This is a genomic window from Candidatus Pelagibacter sp. HIMB1542 (assembly GCF_052047835.1).
In the GTDB taxonomy this organism is placed as follows: domain Bacteria; phylum Pseudomonadota; class Alphaproteobacteria; order Pelagibacterales; family Pelagibacteraceae; genus Pelagibacter.
In genome coordinates this window covers 158089-178645 of the sequence record NZ_JBNAJB010000001.1, presented here as the reverse complement: position 1 = coordinate 178645, position 20557 = coordinate 158089, and the positions used below count along the sequence as shown (strand labels likewise).

Genomic DNA, 20557 nt, shown 5'->3' with positions numbered 1-20557 from the left:
ACAAATATGGGGAGAGAATATGACTGATCAGTTAGCTGCTCTTACTACCATATTTACAGAGTTCTACTACTGGGTAACAGTGGTGCTGATGTTCTTAATTCACGTTGGATTCTGTATGTATGAAGTTGGAGCTTCTCGATATAAACACCATCAACATACTCTTATGAAAAACACAATGCTGATACCTTTGGTAACAGTAACTTGGTTTTTATTTGGTTGGTGGATTTACTGGGCTTTTCCAACAGGACCTGGATTAGCACCTTCAATAATGAATGAGAGTACTGCTCTAATCACAGATGAGTCTGCGTTTAGTGCTACTTGGTATACAGCTACAAGTGAACTTATGGCAATCAATCTAGGGGATCACATTTCTGGTGTCTTCTGGGCTGCTTTCCTTCTGTTTTCTTGGACAGCTGCTTCTATCGTTTCAGGAGCAATCATTGAAAGAATTACAACATTTGCATTTGGTATTTTAGCAATTGCAATTGGATCTGTATTTTGGACAATTGATGCTGCTTGGGGATGGCACTTTGATGGATGGATGCTAAAACTTTTAGGATATCATGATGCATATGCATCAGGAGTAATTCACGCAATTGCAGGTGGATTTGCTTTAGGTGTTCTTGTGGTTTTGGGTCCTAGAATTGGAAAATTCTCATCAAGTGGTGAGCCAAGAAACATTGGGCCTAGAAATCCTTGGCTAGTAACAGTTGGATTATTTTTAATTTACACTGGTTTCTGGGGATTTTATGCTGCATGTAACATTCCAATTTTTGACTTAGGTCCAGAATATGGAATGGAAGGTATATCTTATTGGACAGCTACAAACATTTACGTAACTCCTACTACACTTAGTGGCATTACCTTTAACTTCTTGATGTCATTATCAGGAGGATTACTGGCTGGATATTGGATTGCTAAAGGTGATCCTTTCTGGACATACTCTAGTGGACTAGCAGGTGTTATCTGTGCTTCAGCTGGAAATGACTTATATCATCCAATTCAATCAATGATCATTGGTATGATTGGTGTTGTGATTGCATACAAACTACATTACTGGGTTGAACGAAAGTTCAAAATCGATGATGCAGTTGGTGCAGTAGCAGTTCACGGTTATGCGGGATTTGTTGGTCTTGTAATTTGTGGTTTTGTTTTATGGGGCTACCCTTCATCTGGTTATAGTGTGGGTGCTATGTGGGATGGAACTACTTATGCAACAATCAATCCTCTTGGACAGTTCATCGGAGCAATAATTATGTTTGTTGTTCTTGGACTAATACCAGGCTATGTCATAGCTAAAGTGCTTCACGGTATGGGTAAATTAAGAATCCCTCGGGAGGTAGAAATAGCTGGACTAGATTATGAAATGATGGAGGCTGCTAAAGAAGATGAAAAAGCAGTTTCATCTGCAACCAGGTAAAGGAGAAATATATGGCTACAGTAACAAACTGGATAGATCACCTTAACAAGCCAGCTGAAGAAGTAGTTGGCGCTGTTTACCCTGGTGCTGGATCTAGTGAAGGTATACTGGTAATCATTGCTATTATTTTATGGATTGGTTGGCACGTCTTAACTGCAAAATCTGAAAGTGATGAACTTTCAAGATTAGCAAAGAAGAGACATGGTGCTAATGATCATAAAAGCAATATTACCGATTGGTAATTAAAATAAAAATTTGGGCGCTGTTTTAATTAATAGCGCCCTTTTTAATTTAAATTTTTTATGACAGATGAAAATGAAGAATTAAGACCCTCAAAAATGAGAGGAGTTGTATTTCCTAAAGCTAAATACGGTGTAATTTTAGCAATAATAATTATTATAGTTGTAAATCTAATTTATTATAAAGAAACTATCTTATCTTTTTTTAAATAATTATGTTAAGCTAGTTAATGGCTAAAAACTTATTTAAAATTGCAAAACAAAAAAAAATTAAATATTTTTTAATTAGCTTTGTCGATCTTTTTGGAGTTTTAAGATCAAAACTTGTTCCAGCTCATGCAATCAAAGAAATGCAAACTGCAGGTGCTGGCTTTGCTGGTTTTGCGGCATGGCTAGATATGACGCCAGCAGACTCTGATATGTTTGGGATCCCTGATCCTGATAGCTTGATTCAATTGCCATGGAACAAAGAAGTTGGATGGTTAGCATCTGATTTATGGATGAACGGTAAACCAGTGGAAGCATCGCCAAGAGTAATGTTAAAAAATCAAATTAAAAAACTTAAAAAACAAAATTTAACAATGAAGTCAGGTGTTGAATGTGAATATTTTTTAATATCACCTGATGGAGAGTCAATTGCAGATCCAAGAGATACTCAATCAAAACCTTGTTATGATCAATCTGCATTGATGAGAAGATATGATTTAATTAAAGAAATTTGCGACTGTATGATTGAAATGGGATGGGGTCCTTATCAAAATGACCATGAGGACGCAAACGGACAGTTTGAAATGAATTGGGATTACTCTGACTGCTTAGAAACTGCAGACAGACATACCTTTTTTAAATACATGGTTAAAACAATTGCTGAAAAACACGGATTAAGAGCAACATTCATGCCTAAACCTTTTAACAATTTAACAGGTAATGGGTGTCATGCTCATGTTTCAGTTTGGCAAGGTAAGAAAAATAAGTTTCTAGATAAGTCTGATAAACTTGGATTAAGTAAAATTGCATATAATTTTTTAGGTGGAGTAATTAAAAATGCATCATCGTTGTCAGCATTCTTTAATCCAACAATTAATAGTTATCGAAGAATTAATGCACCACCTACAAAATCTGGAGCATCATGGTCACCAAGTAGTATTTCTTACACTGGGAACAACCGAACACATATGATTAGAATTCCTGATCCAGGAAGGTTTGAATTAAGATTAATGGATGGATCAGCAAATCCATATTTATTACAAGCTAGTATTTTGGCTGCTGGCTTAGATGGCATCAAAAATAAAATCGATCCCGGTAATCCTTTGCATTGCAATATGTACGAAGACTTTGCAAAATATCCTGACTTACCAAAATTACCAGATGAGTTAGATCAATCACTTTCTCAATTAAAAGATAATAAAAGTATGAATGAAGCTTTTGGATCAGGTGTTATTTCAAGTTATATAAAATTAAGAGATACAGAAATTAAAGAATTTAAATCAAAAGAAAGTTTTGATAAAACCAAAGCAGTCACTAAGTGGGAAAAAAATAATACATTAGATTGTTAGTTTATGAGTATTTTATCTAACGGTCATCAATGGAAATTAACTGAATTTGTAGATAATAAAAAATATTCATTTGATAAAGATCAAATTTTAAGCTCATTAACCTCAACAGATATAGATGATGCTTACAATTCTATCTCAAAATGGGAAGGATACTCCCCTACACCCTTAATTAAATTAAACAAATTATCTAAAGAATTAAATTTAAAAAATATTTTTTATAAAGACGAAAATAAAAGATTTAATTTAAAATCTTTTAAAGCCCTAGGGGGAGCTTATGCAGTTGAAAAAGTTACTAAAGGAAATAAAGAAATAGTTGTAGCGACTGCTACCGCTGGAAACCATGGTAGATCTGTTGCTTGGGGTGCAAAAAGATTAGGTTTAAAATGTAAAATTTTCATAAGTGAATTTGTAAGTGATGCAAGAGGCAAAGCTATGGAAGCACTTGGTGCAGAAGTTATAAAGGTTAAAGGCAATTACGAAAATTCTTTGATTGAATGCATAAAACAATCTACAGAAAATAATTGGCAAATTGTTCAGGATGTTGCTTGGAAAGATTATATGCTGGTACCCAAATATACAATGGCTGGTTATTCAGTCATGATGAAGGAAATAGCTGAACAAATTAATAATGAAAAAATTTCTCATATTATTTTACAAGCTGGAGTTGGTGGCATGGCTGGTGCAATGGTAGCTGGGATAGCAAGATATTTAGATAATATTCCAACAGTAATTGTCGTAGAACCAGATAGTGCAGCTTGTGTTATGGAAAGCATTAAAACTGGAAAGATAGAAAAAATTGATATTAAAAGAGAAAGTTTAATGGGCGGGATGTCATGTGGAGAAGTGTCACTTGTGCCATGGGAAATCTTAAAAAACTCAGTTAAACACTGTATAAGTTTACCAGATGATGATATTGCAAAAACTATGAAATTACTTGGAAATGCAAGCTTTAGTGAAGAGAGTATAATTGCAGGTGAAAATGCTGCACCAGGTGTAATTAGTTTAATTGCAAGCTGCGAAGATGAAACAATTAAGACAAAAATTGATCTTAATGAAAATTCTAATGTATTAATTTTTGGTTGCGAGGGTGATACCGATCAAGAAATGTATCAAAAATTAGTAAATCAAAAATAACTATCATGAAAAGCACTGGAATATTTTGGATTAGAGAAGATTTTAGAATTGATAATAATCCAGCTCTTTCCTTTGCAACTAATAATCATGAGAATGTGGTTGCGTTATATATTTATAATAATAATGAATTTGATAACAAAAGAGAAGCTCAGAAATGGTGGTTATTTAAATCATTAGAGTCAATAAAAACAGAACTTTCAAAATTTAAAATCAATCTAGAAATTTTAAAAGGTGATGAGTTGGATATTTTATCAAAACTGAAAAAAAAAGATAATGTATGCATCTATTGGAATAAAATTTATGAACCAGATGTTATATCTAAAGGAAAAAAAATAAGAGATCTATTTATAAAAAACGAAATAGAATACAAATATTTTAAAGGAAATATTTTAAATGAATTTCAAGAAGTAACTAAAAATGACGGTACACCATTTAAAGTATTTACACCTTTCTGGAGAACTGCTGAACAAATTTATCTTAATCAACCGCCAAGTAAAAATTACACTGTAAAAAAGAAAACTAAAGCCATCAATTTTTTTAAGAATTCTTTAGATCTCAAAAATATTTTACCAAATAAAAAATGGTATGAAAAATTTGATAAATATTGGAAAGTTTCAGAAAATGTTTCTCAAAAGATTCTAAAAGATTTATTAGAAAATAAAATTAAAGATTATGGGACTAATAGAGATATCCCTTCTATAAATGGTACTTCTAGGTTATCCCCATATTTAAAATTTGGTCAAATTCATGTGAATACAATTTGGAAAAAGTGTAGTGAGCTAAAATCAAAAGGAATAGGGTATAGAAAATATATAAACGAACTTGGTTGGCGAGAATTTTCTCATAGTCTAATTAATTACTTTCCTGAATTCTTAAAAGGCAATTTTCGAAAAGAATTTGACAAATTCCCATGGGCTAAAAATGAAAAGTTTTTAAAAGCATGGAAAAAAGGTATGACAGGGTATCCAATAGTTGATGCCGGTATGAGAGAGTTATACGAAACTGGATGGATGCATAATAGAATTCGAATGGTTGTTGGATCCTTTTTAGTAAAGCATTTGAGAATTAATTGGATAGAGGGAGAGAAGCATTTTAGAAACTGCTTACTTGATTTTAATAAAGCAAATAATGTAGCACAATGGCAATGGGTTGCAGGCTGTGGAGCTGATGCTGCGCCATACTTTAGAATTTTTAATCCTATTCTTCAGGGTGAAAAATTTGATAAGGAAGGAATTTATGTAAAAAAATGGGTTCCTGAATTAAATAAAGTTCCTGCAAAATTTATCCACAAACCTTGGGAAATGGAAATCAAATATCAAGAGGCGATTAAAACAATTATAGGTAAAGACTATCCACAACCAATAGTTATTCATGAAAAAGCAAGAGCTGCTGCATTGGATGCATTTCAATCTCTGAAGAAAAAATAACTTATTCTCCCAAAAAATGATGAATTATAGATCTTTTTTGAGACTCTAACCTATGTTCAAACAGATAGAGACCTTGCCAAGTTCCCAGTAGTAATTCTTTATTTTTAATACTAAGAGAAATTTGATTATTCGTTAATGCAGATTTTATATGAGCTGGCATATCATCTTTACCCTCAGTTGTATGAACATAAAGCGAATTATCCATTGGTGCTAACTTATCAAAATATTTAATCAAATCAGTTTGTACATCTGGGTCGGCATTCTCCTGTACAATTAAAGACGCACTTGTATGCTGAATACTTAAATTTAAAATTCCATTCTTAAAATTATTTTCATTTATCCAATTAAGAGTTTGATCTGTAAATTCATATAACTTTTGACCACTTGTGTTTATTTGAAGATTAAAAAATTCTTGTTTCATGATTTCATCACTTTAGATGTTAATTCGTATAATCTACTGATTGTTCTTTCAAATGGTTTTTCTAATAGTTTTGATGATGTAAATTTATCCAAACTTTGATTAGCTGTTACAGCAATTGGAACACTATTATCATAAATTATATCTAATAAAGTTATAAATCTTTGCTGTTGGTTAGAATTAAAATTATTAAACTGTGGTATTTGATCGATTACTATAAAAACACAATTTTTAATAATTTCTAAATAATCATCTGCACCTAAATTCTGATCACATAATGTTTTAAAATCAAATCTAGCCACCCCTTCATAAAAATTTTCTATTTTAAAATTTCTTCCTTTTACATTAATTATTTTCTCAGTTTTAACTTTATCTTTAGTAATAGTTCTAAAATATTTATTTATTTTAAAATTAGTTTCTTCATCAAGTGGAAAAAAGTATCTATCTTGAGAATTATTAGATTTTCTATAGTCATCTTCAATTACAAGTTCGTATTGAAAAGATTGATCCTCCATTATTTTTATGAATGGTTTGAACTGATCTCTTTGAAGACCATCTTTGTAAAGCTCAGAAATTTGAATATTTGAGGTTACGATTATTTTTATATTTTCTTTGAAGATTTGATCAAATAATTTTCCTAAAATCATAGCATCAACAATGTTAGTTACTTGAAACTCATCAAAGTAAATTATCATTGCTTTTGATTTTAAGTCTTTAACAAATTCATTAATAATATTTTCTTGATTGCTACCTTTTCTTTCATGCACAAAATCATGGAAACTCAACATAAACTCATTAAAATGTAATCTTAATTTCTTATGATCTAATTGATCAAAAAAGAAATCTAAAATCATTGTTTTGCCTACACCAACATCACCATATAAATAAAATCCTTTTTTAGAAGATTGGCTTTTAAAAATTTTTGATATTAATGATTGGAAATTACCCTCGTAGTATTCTTGTAATTTTTTTACTAAATCTATCTGACTGGGATTAATTTCTAAATTTTGTTTTTTACAGTGAGATATAAATTTTTTTTCAAAAGGTAGAGTCATTAACTTCTTTTAGTTTTAAAATCGATACCATATTCTGATCGTGGTCCTTTTCGTAAACCAAATGGTCCTGGAATGAATATTGTCATTGGTTTTGTGCCTGGTTCTAAATCAACTCTATGAAAAGCATTTGCAGATCTGAAACCAATATATCCAGGCTTTCTCCAAAACCTTCCATTTTTTGTTGTTTCCCAGTACCCTCCTCTTAAAATTATTGTAATATATGGGCATAAATGGTTATGCACCCCATCACCATGGTCATCATCTAACATTTCGTGAATTAATATATTAAATGGAAACCATTTAGGTCTATTTCTGAATATCACATAATATCTATTCATCCACGGTTTTGCTTGATCAAATTTTGGGTGTGATGGTCCTCTATCTAGAACTACTTTTTTTCTTCCGATCTTCTCTAAAAATTTCAAGATCATATTTAATTGTATTGTACGATAGAACCGTTTCTAACTACATACAAATTATTATTAAATATAAATGGTTCTGAAACAATGTCTCCAGAAACTTTTTCTACGTTTAAAACTTTTCCTTCACTTAAATCAGCAATTATTATTTTTCCATCAGTATTTGTTAAATATAGATTGGTATTACCTATCACAAAACCAACTGGTTCAATTTCTTTTCTTTTTTTAATTTTATAATTATTAAAAAGATCTGTAATTCTAAGTATGTTGCCTATTTTTTTTTCAACTACATACAAATATCCATCATTCGAAACTGTAAAAATTAAATTGCCAGTAATTATTGGAGTAATGTTAGTATTTAAATCATTTATCCAATTAACTACCCCTGTTTTTACATCTACCGAATAAAATTCATTTTTATTATTTGAAAAAAAGATAGATTTTCCATCTGATACTAGTTTTGATATTTTGAAATTATAAGTTTCATTAATTATGCTACTGCTTTGAGTTGGTAATTGCCAAGTGATTAATCCTGTTTCAATATCAACTGCTGTGATATCTCCAATTGAGTTACTAAATACTACCATCTCATCAATTATAATTAATGAATATTTTGCATTTGATATTGTAAAAGAATCGTCTGTTTGCAAATTCCAACATTCAGATCCATCTTCAATTTTATAGCATCTCAAAGTATTTTTATAATCAACAACAAAAATTTTATTTTTGTAACTTTTGATATCTGAATTAAATGGATAGGTATTATTTTTTGACCAATTCAATTCTCCAGTTTCAAGATTAATTGAGTAGTATTTTGCAATACTATCCGTTATTAAAATGTTGTTTTCTTTAATTGCGAAATTTAACTTGGGTCTTAATTTTTTTTCTGACTTAGTGTAATGATTTTTTTTCCATAATACTTTTTTATTATTATCGTATCTAATAATTGTACCCTTTTTTTCAAAGAAAATTAATCCATCTGATAGAAAAATTGGTTTGTAATTAAGATTATTTATTTCATCTAACTTAGAAAATTTAAAATTACCTATTTTTTGTAATTGGCCATCATAGCTTTGAGCACCGTAATTATTGGTATTATCTATTATTTTATTGGTTGTTCTTAATCCAGATAAATCAAGTTTAACTTCTTGATTAAATTCAGAGGCTTTTACCTCTTCCTCTGCAAATATTTTTTTTACATTTTCTTTTTCTGATAAATCTTTTTCCTTATCTTTCCAAATTCTTGAATTTTCATTGAAAGAACAATTATTTAGAAGAAAAAATGTAATAAATAATGCTAATAGTCTAATCACTCAAATCTCTGTTTAATCTTTTCTCTGATTCTATTCTTATATCTGGATTTGGATTTTCTAAAGTCGTTATTTGTTGAAAAAATTCTTTTGCTTTTTGTTTTTGATCCTGTGCATAAAAATATTCAGCCATTAAGTATAATGCATGTGATTTCCATACACTTTCTGAATTAATTAATGGATTTAGCATATTTAGTAAATCAGCTTCATTTGCCTGATCTGCATTAAATAGTGCCTTTTTGTAAATAACTAAATTTTTAATTTCTTTATCTAGTGATGTTTCATCGATTATGACATCAAATAAATTATTAACCTCGTTTTGATCAGAAAGTAGATTGTTATCAATTATAAAATAAAGAGAGAGCGGAGAATAAGTTGGATCTTTTTGATTAATTATCTCCAATAATTTATTTAAAGTTGTATCTTTAGAACTTTCTGAATGATCAATAGTAATTGCATTAAAATTATCAGATATCTGTCTTTTTTTATCAGTTGTATATTTATCGTAACTGTAAACACCTATTACAACCAAAACTAAAACAATAACTGAAGAAATTAGAACCTTTTTGTTATTAACAAAAAAGTTCTTAATTTTTTCGTTTCTAGTATTTGCATTTATTATTGATAAATCTTCATCCATATCAAATCATGTTCCTTAGCACATATTGGAGAATTCCTCCATTTTTATAATACTCCAGCTCATTTTTAGTATCTATTCTAGATAAAGTCTTCACTTTTTTAATTTCTCCAGAGATATATTTGATCTCTATAACAACTTCATCAGAAGGATTTATGCCTTTTTCAATATCAACTACACTTATCAGTTCTGAACCAACTAAATTTAAGCTTTTTCTGTTTTCTCCATCTTTAAATTGCAGTGGTAAAATTCCCATTCCAATTAAATTTGATCTATGAATTCTTTCAAAGCTTTCAGCAATAACTGCTTTTACTCCTAAAAGTTTAGTTCCTTTAGCAGCCCAATCTCTCGAAGAGCCAGTTCCATATTCTTTACCACCTATTACTACTAAATCAGTTCCTCTCTTTTTATACTCAACAACTGCATCATAAACAGGCATTACTTTTTCTTCAGGATATAATTTTGTAAATCCACCTTCAGTTCCTGGTGCCATTTCATTTCTAATTCTAATATTTGCAAAAGTTCCTCTCATCATAACTTCATGATTCCCTCTTCTTGAACCATAAGAATTATAATCTTTAGGTAAAATTTGATGTTCCATGAAATATTCTCCAGTCGGACTATCTTTTTGTATGCTTCCAGCTGGTGAAATGTGATCTGTTGTTATCATATCACCTAATATTAATAACGGTCTTGCATCTTTAATTTCCTTAAATCCTTCTGGCTCATCAGACAAACCTTCAAAGAATGGAGGTTTTTTTACATAAGTTGAACCTTCGTCCCATTTGTAAATACTGCTTTTTTCAGTTTTAATTTGTTGCCATTGAGTAGGACCATCAGAAACATTTGAGTATCTTTGGATAAACATATCAGCATTCAAAGATTTTTTTAAAGTATCCTCTATTTCTTGATTTGAAGGCCAAATATCTTTTAAAAATATATCTTTTCCATCTTTACTTTTTCCAAGAGGGTCTTTGTATAAATCAAACTCCATGTGCCCAGCAATTGCATAAGCAACCACCAATGGTGGAGAAGCTAAATAGTTTGCTTTAATATGAGGAGAAATTCTTCCTTCAAAATTTCTATTTCCTGATAGAACAGAAACAGCATGAATATTTTCTTTTTGAATTGCCTCTACTATGTTTTCAGGTAATGGTCCTGAGTTTCCAATACAAGTAGTGCATCCATATCCAACTAAATTAAAACCTAATTGATCTAAATAAGTATTTAAACCAGCTTTTTCTAAATAGTCAGTTACTACTTGAGATCCAGGTGCTAATGATGTTTTAACCCAAGGCTTAACTTCTAATCCATGCTCAACAGCTTTTTTAGCGAGCAAACCTGCTCCAATTAAAACATTTGGATTTGAAGTATTGGTACATGAAGTTATTGCAGCAATTAAAATTGAACCATCTTGAATTTCATAATCAGTATTTGAAACTTTCGATATTGATTTTTGATCTTTATTAGTTGCTTCTGATAAAACTTTTTTAAATGAAGTTGGTGCATCAGTTAACAAAACTTTATCTTGAGGTCTTTTTGGACCAGAAATAGTTGGTACAACTGTGGACATGTCTAATGAAATTACATCAGTAAATTCTAAATCATTACTTGCCCACAAACCTTGTTCTTTCGCATACTTTTCAACTACTTCAACAGTGTGCTGATCTCTTCCTGAAAATTTTAGATATTTTAAAGTTTCTTCGTCTATTGGAAAAAAACCACAAGTAGCACCGTATTCTGGAGCCATATTTGCAATAGTTGCTCTATCTGCAAGAGTTAGATTTTTTAATCCATCTCCATAAAATTCTACAAATTTTCCAACAACACCTTTATCTCTTAACATTTTAACCACTGTTAAAACAAGATCTGTTGCCGTTGTACCTTCGGGCATTTTATTTTTAACTTCAAAACCAATCACTTCAGGTATCAACATAGATATAGGTTGGCCTAACATTCCTGCTTCTGCTTCAATACCACCTACTCCCCAGCCTAAAACAGAAAGTCCATTAACCATCGTTGTATGGCTGTCTGTGCCGACAAGTGTATCTGGAAATATATATTTCTCACCTTTAAATTCTTCAGACCAAACTACTTTAGATAAGTATTCTAAATTTACCTGATGACAAATTCCCGTTCCTGGAGGGACAATTCTAAAATTATCAAAAGCTTGCTGTCCCCATTTTAAAAATGAATATCTCTCACCATTTCTATTGAATTCTATATCTACGTTTTTTTCAAATGAATCTGCTTTTGCAGATTGATCAACTTGAACAGAATGATCAATTACAAGATCAACTGCTGATAATGGATTGATTGTATTGGGATCTTTATTTTTTTCTTTAACAGCCTCTCTCATCGCAGCTAAATCTGCAACAGCAGGAATTCCTGTATAGTCTTGAAGCAAAACTCTAGCAGGTCTATATGCAATTTCTGTTTTTGATTTTTTTGACTCCAGCCAATTTTTAATTGCTTCTATTTGAGATTTTGTAACACTCAAATCATCTTCGTATCTCAATAAATTTTCTAATAAAACTTTTAGAGATTTTGGAAGTTTATTAATTCCATCTAGCCCATTTTTTTCTGCTTCACTTAATGAATAATAATTATACTCTTTGTTGTTGATGTTAATTTTTTTAAGAGAATTATAAGAATTTTTGTTTCCTGGTGTCATATTTTATAAATAAAAAGTTATTATGCTTGTTAAAAGAAGCAGTGACATAGCATAATTAAAATAATTAATAAATTTCTGATTTGTCGCAAATTTCCTAAAGAATTTACCCAAAAATGTCCAAAGAGTTATACTCGTTACTGAAACTAGTAAAGCCATAACAAGAATTTGAGTCGTATAACTCACAAATGTTTCTCCTGGATTTATATAAGTAGATACAAGAATTATAGATGCAATTACACCTTTTGGATTTAGAAACTGAAAGATAAAAGTTTCATGGAATTTAATCGGATTTTTATTTTTATTTTCTTGATTTGATGGACCTGAAAAAGAAATTTTATAAGCTAAATAAATCAAAAATAGAGTTCCTAAATATTTTAATATTTCTTGAATTAAAGGATAAAGCTTAAATATATTTATCAAACCTAAAGCTAGGCATAATAATAAAAATGGAAAACCTAGTGTAACCCCGATTATATGTGGAAGTGTTTTAACTATACCAAAGTTAAAACCAGAATAAAAAGCTACAAAGTTATTAGGACCAGGTGTAAATGCAGCAACAATTCCAAATAAAGTTATCGAAAGAATTTCAGGATGCATTGCTAAGCAATTGGTAAACCATTCTCAGCTTTTTGTGATGGGTGTACTAAAGTAACTTTCCCTTCAGCATCTATTGCTCCTAAAACCAATACTTGTGAAACTACACCAGCAATATTTTTTTCAGGAAAATTACAAACTGCAATAACTTGTTTTCCTTTTAAATTCTCTTCGTTATAATAATGAGTAATTTGTGCTGATGATTGTTTAATGCCAATTTCACTTCCAAAATCAACTTCAACTACTAAAGATGGTTTTCTTGCCTTTTCATTTTTTTTTACTGAAATTACGGTGCCAACTCTAATATCTACTTTGTCAAAAGTGTCATAGGTAATTTGCTCTTTAATCATTATAATAATATAGTGTTTTAAGTTTATGAGTATAGATAACAATTTATATGAAAAATCAATCAAGATTTTAACTGACTTAATTGCATTTAAAACTATCTCAGGCCAAGATAATAGTAATTTGATTGATTATTGTGAAAACATTTTAAATAACATCGGAATAGATACTTTTAAAGTTTACGATGATGATAAAAAAAGAGTTAATCTTTTTGGAACTTTAAAAGCAAAAAATCAAAGTACAAAAAAACCAATCATTCTATCAGGACACACTGATGTAGTTCCAGTTTCTAAAGGTTGGAGCACCGATCCATTTGTTGCAACAATTAAAAAAGATAAACTTTATGGAAGAGGCTCATGTGACATGAAAGGTTTTATTGCATGTACACTTGCTTATGCACCAATCTTTAAAGAAAGTAATTTAGATAGAGATTTGCATTTCTGTTACACATTTGATGAAGAGACTGCGTGTATTGGAGCTCCTTTATTAATAGAGGAATTGAAAAAAAGAGATATAAAAAATGGAATTTGTATAATTGGTGAACCAACTACAATGAAAATTATAGATGCCCACAAAGGTATGAATGAATACACAGTTCACTTTGGAGGACTAGCGGGACATAGTTCGAAACCACATTTAGGAGTAAATGCTGCAGAGTATGCTACTAGGTATGTTGGAAAACTTTTAGAAATAAGAGAACAGTTAAAAAAACGAGTTAAAGAAAATAGTATTTTTGATCCTCCACATTCAACCTTATCAATTGGGGGCATCAAAGGTGGTATTGCTCATAATGTTATTGTAGACAAATGTATTGTTGAATGGGAAACAAGACCAGTTGTCAAAGAAGATGGGGAATTTGTAACAAATGAAATTGATAAATATGCAAATGAAGTACTTTTACCAGAAATGAAAAAAGTATTTCCAGATTCTTATATAAAAAAGGAAACGATTGGTGAAGTAGTTGGGTTTAATAGATTAGATGAATCTGAAGCATGTGAATTTGTATCAAATATAACTGGTGATAATTCAAGGGAAGTGGTTTCTTTTGGAACAGAGGCCGGTTTATTTCAAGAACTAGGAATTAGTACAGTTGTTTGTGGACCTGGATCCATAGAACAAGCTCATAAAATTGATGAGTTCATAGAATTAAACGAGATGAAAAAATGCCTTAAATTTTTAGAAGGTGTAAAAGATAAATCAGTAAATTAACTCCAACCACCCACAGCTTTTACTTCCAAAAATTCTTCTAAGCCATGTTCGCCAGCTTCTCTACCGATACCAGAATGTTTGAAACCTCCAAATGGTGCATCAACAGCAATACCAGCTCCGTTAACATCCACCATTCCAGATCTTAATTTTCTGGCAACTCTTTGGACTTTTTCAGAGTCTTGAGTTTGAATATAGTTTGTTAATCCATAAGAAGTGTCATTTGCAATTTTAATTGCTTCTTCCTCTGTTTCAAATGGGATAACAGATAGAACAGGTCCAAAAATTTCAGTTCTTGCAACATCCATATCGTTATTTACATCTGCAAAAACAGTTGGTTTAACAAAGTAACCTTTATCTAATCCATCAGGTTTACCTATTCCTCCAGCAACTAATTTTGCTCCTTCATCAATACCTTTTTGAATTAAAGTTTGAATTTTATTGTATTGAGTTTCTGAAATAACTGGACCTATGTGTTCGCCCTCTTTTTTAGGATCACCCACTTCAAAATTTTCAGTATATTTTTTTAATCTCTCTATAGCTTCATTATACATTGATTTTTCAACCAACATTCTTGTTGGGGCATTACAAGATTGTCCAGAATTTCTAAAACATCTTAAAGCACCTCTTTCAATTGCTTCTGGATCAGCATCTTTAAAAATTATATTTGCCCCTTTACCACCTAATTCTAAGCTTACTCTTTTAAAATCTTTAGCAGCGTTTTGAGAAATCAAAGCTCCAGCTCTTGTTGAGCCTGTGAAAGAGATCATATTAATATCTGGATGGCTTGTAAGAGCATCGCCTGTTGTTGCTCCATCACCATTAACTAAATTAAACACACCTTTTGGAAATTTTACCTCATCAATAATTTCAGCAAGTATCATTGATGAAAGTGGCGCTAATTCTGATGGCTTTAATACCATTGTGCAACCTGCCGCAATTGCTGGCATTACTTTTAAACAAACTTGGTTCATTGGCCAATTCCAAGGTGTTATTAATGCACAAACACCTTTAGGTTCATAAATTAATCTTTGATTTGGAGCGTGTTCACCCAATGGTTTTTCAAATTCGAAATTTTTCAAATATCTGATAAATGATTTAATATGACTTGCTCCTGTTCCTGCTTGTAATTTTGTGGCAAAATCTTTTGGTGCACCCATTTCAAGAGTTATGGCTTCTGCAATATCTGCCCATCTTTTTTTATAATTTTCATAAAGTTTTTCTAATAATGTGATCCTTTCTTCTTTAGAGGAAAAGGCCCAAGATTCGTAAGCATCTTTTGCTGCAGCAACTGCTAAATCAACATCTGCTTTATTTCCCAAAGTAATTACAGCACAGTTTTCTTCTGTAGCTGGATCGATTACTTTAATTTCTTCAGCACTATTTGGTTTAACCCATGCTCCATTAATATAAAAATTTTTTTTATCTAACATGATTTAAAATTATCCTTTCCTTATGATTTTGCAAATAAATTTGTTAATTCGTAAACTATTGTTGCAGCTGCAAGAGATGTAACTTCAGCATGATCATATGCTGGTGAAACTTCTACTACATCAGCTGAAACTAAATTTAATCCAGACAACCCCCTTAAAACATTTACCATTTCTCGTGTGGTCATTCCCGCTATCTCTGGTGTTCCTGTACCAGGTGCAAAAGCTGGATCCAAAACATCTATATCTATAGATAGATAAAGTGGGTTATCTCCTACTCTTTTTCTAATCCTTTCTGCAATTTTATCTGTTCCTTCAGTTTGAAATTCATCACAGTGAATTATTTTAAAACCAAAACTTTCATCATTTTTAATATCATCTCTACTATAAAGAGGTCCCCTTATACCAACATGCATTGAAGCATCATCTAAAAATAAACCTTCTTCTCTTGCTCTTCTAAATGGAGTTCCATGTGTATATGGAGCACCAAAATAAGTATCCCAAGTATCTAAGTGAGCATCAAAATGAACTAGAGAAACTGGTCCTTTATTTTTCTTATTAATTGCTCTTAACAATGGCACTGCAATTGTATGATCGCCACCTAAACTAATTATTCCACCTACTTTGTTTAATAGATCAGTTGCTCCCTCTTCTATTTGTTTAATAGCTTCATCAATGCTAAATGGATTACACGAAATATCTCCTGCATCTGCAACTTGTTGAATTTTAAAAGGTTCCACATCATAACTTGGATGATAATTTGTTCTTAAATGTCTAGATGCTTGTCTTATACTCTGAGGACCAAATCTCGCTCCTGGTCTATAACTGGTTCCAGCATCAAACGGAACACCAACAATCGCTACATCGCAGCTCTCGACATCTCTTAATTCTGGTAATCTTGCAAAAGTACTTGGACCAGCATATCGAGGTACTTTTGTTCCACTTACTGGTTGAATAGGATTTTTGTTTCTTTCTTTTGTCATTTTTTAATAATCTAAGATAATATTATCTAATCTAATTCGTCTATAATAAATTAATGAAAATTATTATTTTATTCATCTTAATATTTCAGTTTTCACAGGTAAATGCTGATGAAATATACAATCTCATCAAAATTCCGAACTTGGAAATCTATAAACTAAAAAATGAGAACAATATCCGTTATTTAAATGCAAAAGGAGATTTTAAAATAGGAGTAGATGACAACATTACTTGCAATAAGACAAATCAAGAAAATCTTAATACAAAATTTCCAACGATTGAGAGAAATATTAAAAGATACAATTCTAAATTTCTTAAAAAAATAAATTTAAAATATGTTGTATTTTGTGAAGGTTTATTTATTTCGAACATCAATACTGGCGGAATACCAGATAATAAAAATAGAACTTTAATATTAGACATAAACTTTAACGAAAAATATTTTGAAAGAATGATTCATCATGAGATTTTTCACATGATTCAAAATAGTTATGAGGATGATTTTAATGATCAAAAATTTTCTTTATTTAATAATTCTGATTTTGAATACGCTGAATGTTCCACTTGCTCAGATAGATTAAATTTAGATTTATATGAAAATACTAATGGTTTTTTAACAGAATACTCTAAATCAATTCCATCAGAAGATATGGCTGAAATCTTTTCTTTTTTAATGCTTAATAAAGATTTGATTGAAGAGAAAATAAAAAGCGACTCTATATTAAATAATAAGGTTAATTTTATTAAATTACATATATCTAAAATCGATGAAAATATTTTATGATTAAAACAATTAAGGCATCAAAATCAGAAAAAATTTTATTTATTTTTTTAATAGTTTTAGCTGTTTCTGCTTTTTCGTCTTTTTTTTTATTAAAAAATAAATGTCTATTTATAGACAATAATGATTTAAAAACATTAAACTTTAAAAACCCAGATAATATTGCGGTAATGAATTTAGAATGTGGAAACGTTATTATTGAGTTATATCCTGAAATTTCTCCAAAAGCTGTTGAAAGATTTAAAATATTAATTGAAAAAAAAATGTATGATGGTTCAGCTTTCTATATGGTGGTTGAAAATACTTTGGTACAAGCTGGTGATATTGAATTTGGAAACATTGAATATTTAGATTACTCAAAAATTGGAAGTGGAAAATCAGGATTAGGATTATTAAAATCAGAACTTAGTGATGATTTTGAATTTACTGAAGGTAGTGTTGGATTTGCAAGATCAACAGAATTTGACTCTGAAGATAGTGAATTTTTTATTACCTTGAAAGATATCCCAATTTATCAAGGAGAATACACTCCACTTGGAAAAGTAAAGTTTGGTCTGGATATTCTTAAGAAAATTAAAACAGGGAATAAAGCAATCTATGTACTAAGACCTGATTATATAAACACTTTTAGAATGTTAGAGACTAATTAACTAAAGGTTTTCCAGTTGAAAGAGTGTGTTTAATTCTTTCTTGAGTTTGCTTGGTTTCTATCAATCTCATAAAAGAATCTAACTCTAATTTATATAGATCATCCTCTGATAAAGTTTTATCTAAATTTGTATCACCACCACTTAAAACATTTGCGAGTTCAGTTCCAACATGCATTCCATGATCTAATATTATTTTATCATTATATAATTTCTCTAAAACTTTAATCATCTTTTCTTTCAAAGGTTTTCCAGATAAATTAAATTTGCACTCTTCTGGAGGAACAAAATCGTTATTTTGATGAATAAGTTTTTTCGCCTCTTCAAAAAGACTGTTTCTATTCATGATTTTTTTATCCTCAGGTTTTAAGTATTTTAAAGGCTCTGCTTCTACAGGAGAAGTTGCAGTTTTTGCGTATCCAATAATATCAAATACTTTTAAAGGAGCATAATCAGGATCAGATTTTGCCTCATTAGTTTGTGACCATCTCCATAACATTTCTTTACATCCACCTCCAGCTGGCACTAATCCAACAATTGTTTCTACAAGACCAACTACAATATTTGTGTGTGATGCAACAAAGTTACTTTGAACTAAAACCTCAAAACCACCGCCTAAAGTAAGACCTGAAGGTGCAGAAACTACTGGGTACTTAGAATATTTTAATGTTTTACAAGTATCCTGAAAGTATTTAATAAATTTTTCTATAGATTTGAAATCATTCTTGTCTGCAAAATTCATCGTATAACTCAAATTCACACCCGCAGAAAATTGCATACTTTCATTCATAACAATGAGCGGTTTGTCAGTTGCATTTTTTAATGCATCCATTGAGTCGTAATCTAATGCACAAGCTTTTGTAGTAAATTCGACAATATTAAAATCTTTAAAACGGTGAATTTCAGCAGAATTATTTTTATCTACTTTTATTGCTGTTGGTCTAATTTTTCCTAGTGTTTCGATATCAGTATATAATTGTCTTTCTCCATAAAAGTTTTCATCTTTTGATTTAGATAAATTTTCTAAAAATTTATTATTTTCAAAATTATCTATCCTTGAAAAAAAGTTTTCAACTCCAATTGATTTTAACATTTCAAAAGGACCCATTGCCCAATTGAAACCAAGTCTCATTGCTTCATCTATATCGTTGAATTTGTCTGTAATTCCTGGAACTAAAGAAGACGCGTATTTAATTATTTTAGAAATTACTTCCCAGGCATATTCTCCATATTTATCTTTTCGATTAATTAAATTATTAATATCTACAGTCTCAACTCCTAAATCTATTTTTTTTGAGGTTGTATATTCACCTGTTTCTAAATTGATAGCTTCTAATACTTTTTGGTTTCCACTTTTATTTATTCTGTAAAAACCACCTTTTCCTTTTCGTCCAGTGTAACCAGTATCAATCAATTTTTTTACTAACGGAATTTCTTTTGCAACAATTTGAAATTCATCATTATCAGAAAGTTCTTTAATAAAGCTTTTTAAAACATCAGCCATCAAATCAATTCCAATCAAGTCATATAAGCCAAAAACTCCTGTTTTAGGTATACCCATTGGTCTTCCAAACACTGCATCGGCTTCTTCAATTGATAATTTCATTCTAAATGCTTCTGTCATTGCTACCTGCATTGCATAAACACCTATTCGATTTCCTAAAAAACCAGGAGTGTCATTACAAACAATAGCTCCTTTACCTAATTCAATTTCACAAAATTTTTTAAGAGAATTAATTTTATTTAAATCATTATTTTCGTTTTTTACAATTTCAAGTAAACCCATGTATCTAACTGGATTAAAGAAATGAGTAATGCAAAAATCTTTTTTTTCTTCTTCAGTTAATTTTTCTGATAAAACTTTAATTGGGATAGATGATGTGTTTGATGAAACAATTGCTCCCTGTTTTCTATTCTTAAATATTTTTTCATAAATATTGTGCTTTATATCAATTCTTTCAACAACAGCCTCAACAACCCAATCAGCTTCTTTTACTACATCAAAATTATCATTAATATTTCCAACTTTAATATTTTCAATTTTGGTTTTATCTAAAAGTAATGGAGGTCTTGATTTGTGAATTCTGTCTCTAGCTTTTTCAGATATTTCTGTCGTTAAATCTAAAAGAGTTACAGGTACATTTGCGTTACACAGGTGCGCTGCAATTCCACTACCCATCGTACCAGATCCAATAACAACTACTTTTTTAATATCCATAATAAATTAACTTCTATTGAATTAATCAAAAACTTGAAATAAGACAAATTTCCTGATTAATTAAAT

The 20557-nt window shown here is 30.2% G+C and carries 20 protein-coding genes; 9 read left to right on the top strand and 11 right to left on the bottom strand.

Annotated elements, in window-relative coordinates:
- Positions 1-19 precede the first annotated feature (19 nt).
- From ACTTBI_RS00940 to ACTTBI_RS00915, 6 genes are read left to right on the top strand one after another with little or no spacing between them, the layout of a single operon-like run.
- Complete coding sequence (locus tag ACTTBI_RS00940; RefSeq protein WP_262590390.1) at positions 20-1420, top strand: ammonium transporter; 1401 nt, start codon at positions 20-22, stop codon at positions 1418-1420.
- A gap of 11 nt (positions 1421-1431) precedes the next feature.
- Positions 1432-1662 (top strand): hypothetical protein, encoded by a 231-nt coding sequence (locus ACTTBI_RS00935; RefSeq protein ID WP_440614087.1) that lies wholly within the window; start codon positions 1432-1434, stop codon positions 1660-1662.
- A 60-nt stretch (positions 1663-1722) separates the two neighbouring features.
- Positions 1723-1872, top strand: coding sequence for a hypothetical protein (locus tag ACTTBI_RS00930; RefSeq protein WP_428079744.1), 150 nt, complete (start codon positions 1723-1725; stop codon positions 1870-1872).
- Positions 1873-1889: 17 nt separating this feature from the next.
- Complete coding sequence (gene glnT, locus ACTTBI_RS00925; protein ID WP_440614086.1) at positions 1890-3215, top strand: type III glutamate--ammonia ligase; 1326 nt, start codon at positions 1890-1892, stop codon at positions 3213-3215.
- A gap of 3 nt (positions 3216-3218) precedes the next feature.
- The gene (locus ACTTBI_RS00920) at positions 3219-4349 is read left to right on the top strand and encodes a diaminopropionate ammonia-lyase (protein WP_440614085.1); all 1131 of its coding nucleotides are present in this window, start codon (positions 3219-3221) and stop codon (positions 4347-4349) included.
- A gap of 5 nt (positions 4350-4354) precedes the next feature.
- Positions 4355-5776 carry a cryptochrome/photolyase family protein gene (locus ACTTBI_RS00915; RefSeq protein ID WP_440614084.1) on the top strand — a complete coding sequence of 474 codons (1422 nt, stop codon included), beginning with the start codon at positions 4355-4357 and terminating at the stop codon, positions 5774-5776.
- Position 5777: 1 nt separating this feature from the next.
- On the opposite strand, the gene ACTTBI_RS00910 is transcribed toward ACTTBI_RS00915, so the two are convergent.
- Genes ACTTBI_RS00910 through ACTTBI_RS00875 form a run of 8 tightly spaced genes read right to left on the bottom strand, consistent with a single transcriptional unit; the run spans position 5778 to position 13230 of the window.
- Positions 5778-6197 carry a secondary thiamine-phosphate synthase enzyme YjbQ gene (locus ACTTBI_RS00910; RefSeq protein ID WP_440652226.1) on the bottom strand — a complete coding sequence of 140 codons (420 nt, stop codon included), beginning with the start codon at positions 6195-6197 and terminating at the stop codon, positions 5778-5780.
- Positions 6194-7249, bottom strand: coding sequence for a cell division protein ZapE (gene zapE, locus ACTTBI_RS00905; RefSeq protein WP_440652225.1), 1056 nt, complete (start codon positions 7247-7249; stop codon positions 6194-6196). Before zapE ends, ACTTBI_RS00910 begins: the two co-directional genes overlap by 4 nt.
- The gene (locus ACTTBI_RS00900) at positions 7249-7680 is read right to left on the bottom strand and encodes a hypothetical protein (protein WP_262590382.1); all 432 of its coding nucleotides are present in this window, start codon (positions 7678-7680) and stop codon (positions 7249-7251) included. Before ACTTBI_RS00900 ends, zapE begins: the two co-directional genes overlap by 1 nt.
- Positions 7681-7682: 2 nt before the next feature.
- Complete coding sequence (locus tag ACTTBI_RS00895) at positions 7683-8981, bottom strand: PQQ-binding-like beta-propeller repeat protein (protein WP_440652224.1); 1299 nt, start codon at positions 8979-8981, stop codon at positions 7683-7685.
- Positions 8974-9618, bottom strand: a complete 645-nt coding sequence (locus ACTTBI_RS00890) for a tetratricopeptide repeat protein (RefSeq protein ID WP_440652223.1) — start codon at positions 9616-9618, stop codon at positions 8974-8976. Before ACTTBI_RS00890 ends, ACTTBI_RS00895 begins: the two co-directional genes overlap by 8 nt.
- A 1-nt stretch (position 9619) precedes the next feature.
- A complete protein-coding gene (acnA, locus tag ACTTBI_RS00885; RefSeq protein ID WP_440652222.1) occupies positions 9620-12289 on the bottom strand; it encodes an aconitate hydratase AcnA in 2670 nt (889 codons plus the stop codon).
- Positions 12290-12292: 3 nt separating this feature from the next.
- Positions 12293-12886 carry a LysE family translocator gene (locus ACTTBI_RS00880; RefSeq protein ID WP_440652221.1) on the bottom strand — a complete coding sequence of 198 codons (594 nt, stop codon included), beginning with the start codon at positions 12884-12886 and terminating at the stop codon, positions 12293-12295.
- Between the two features lie 2 nt (positions 12887-12888).
- Positions 12889-13230 carry a tRNA-binding protein gene (locus ACTTBI_RS00875; protein ID WP_440652760.1) on the bottom strand — a complete coding sequence of 114 codons (342 nt, stop codon included), beginning with the start codon at positions 13228-13230 and terminating at the stop codon, positions 12889-12891.
- A 28-nt stretch (positions 13231-13258) separates the two neighbouring features.
- Between ACTTBI_RS00875 and argE the strand changes: the two genes are divergently transcribed.
- The gene (argE, locus tag ACTTBI_RS00870; protein ID WP_440652220.1) at positions 13259-14437 is read left to right on the top strand and encodes an acetylornithine deacetylase; all 1179 of its coding nucleotides are present in this window, start codon (positions 13259-13261) and stop codon (positions 14435-14437) included.
- Here the strand turns inward: argE and ACTTBI_RS00865 are convergent.
- Both ACTTBI_RS00865 and speB read right to left on the bottom strand, forming a co-directional pair.
- Positions 14434-15867, bottom strand: coding sequence for an aldehyde dehydrogenase family protein (locus tag ACTTBI_RS00865; protein WP_440652219.1), 1434 nt, complete (start codon positions 15865-15867; stop codon positions 14434-14436). The two genes, argE and ACTTBI_RS00865, sit on opposite strands and share 4 nt — an antisense overlap.
- A gap of 20 nt (positions 15868-15887) precedes the next feature.
- Positions 15888-16847 (bottom strand): agmatinase, encoded by a 960-nt coding sequence (gene speB, locus ACTTBI_RS00860; RefSeq protein ID WP_440614075.1) that lies wholly within the window; start codon positions 16845-16847, stop codon positions 15888-15890.
- Positions 16848-16900: 53 nt separating this feature from the next.
- Between speB and ACTTBI_RS00855 the strand changes: the two genes are divergently transcribed.
- A complete protein-coding gene (locus ACTTBI_RS00855; RefSeq protein WP_440652218.1) occupies positions 16901-17629 on the top strand; it encodes a putative zinc-binding metallopeptidase in 729 nt (242 codons plus the stop codon).
- Positions 17626-18276 carry a peptidylprolyl isomerase gene (locus tag ACTTBI_RS00850; RefSeq protein ID WP_440652217.1) on the top strand — a complete coding sequence of 217 codons (651 nt, stop codon included), beginning with the start codon at positions 17626-17628 and terminating at the stop codon, positions 18274-18276. Before ACTTBI_RS00855 ends, ACTTBI_RS00850 begins: the two co-directional genes overlap by 4 nt.
- On the opposite strand, the gene ACTTBI_RS00845 is transcribed toward ACTTBI_RS00850, so the two are convergent.
- Entirely contained in the window at positions 18269-20491 is a 2223-nt protein-coding gene (locus ACTTBI_RS00845; RefSeq protein WP_440652216.1) for a 3-hydroxyacyl-CoA dehydrogenase NAD-binding domain-containing protein, read from the bottom strand. The genes ACTTBI_RS00850 and ACTTBI_RS00845 overlap by 8 nt on opposite strands.
- Positions 20492-20557 lie beyond the last annotated feature (66 nt).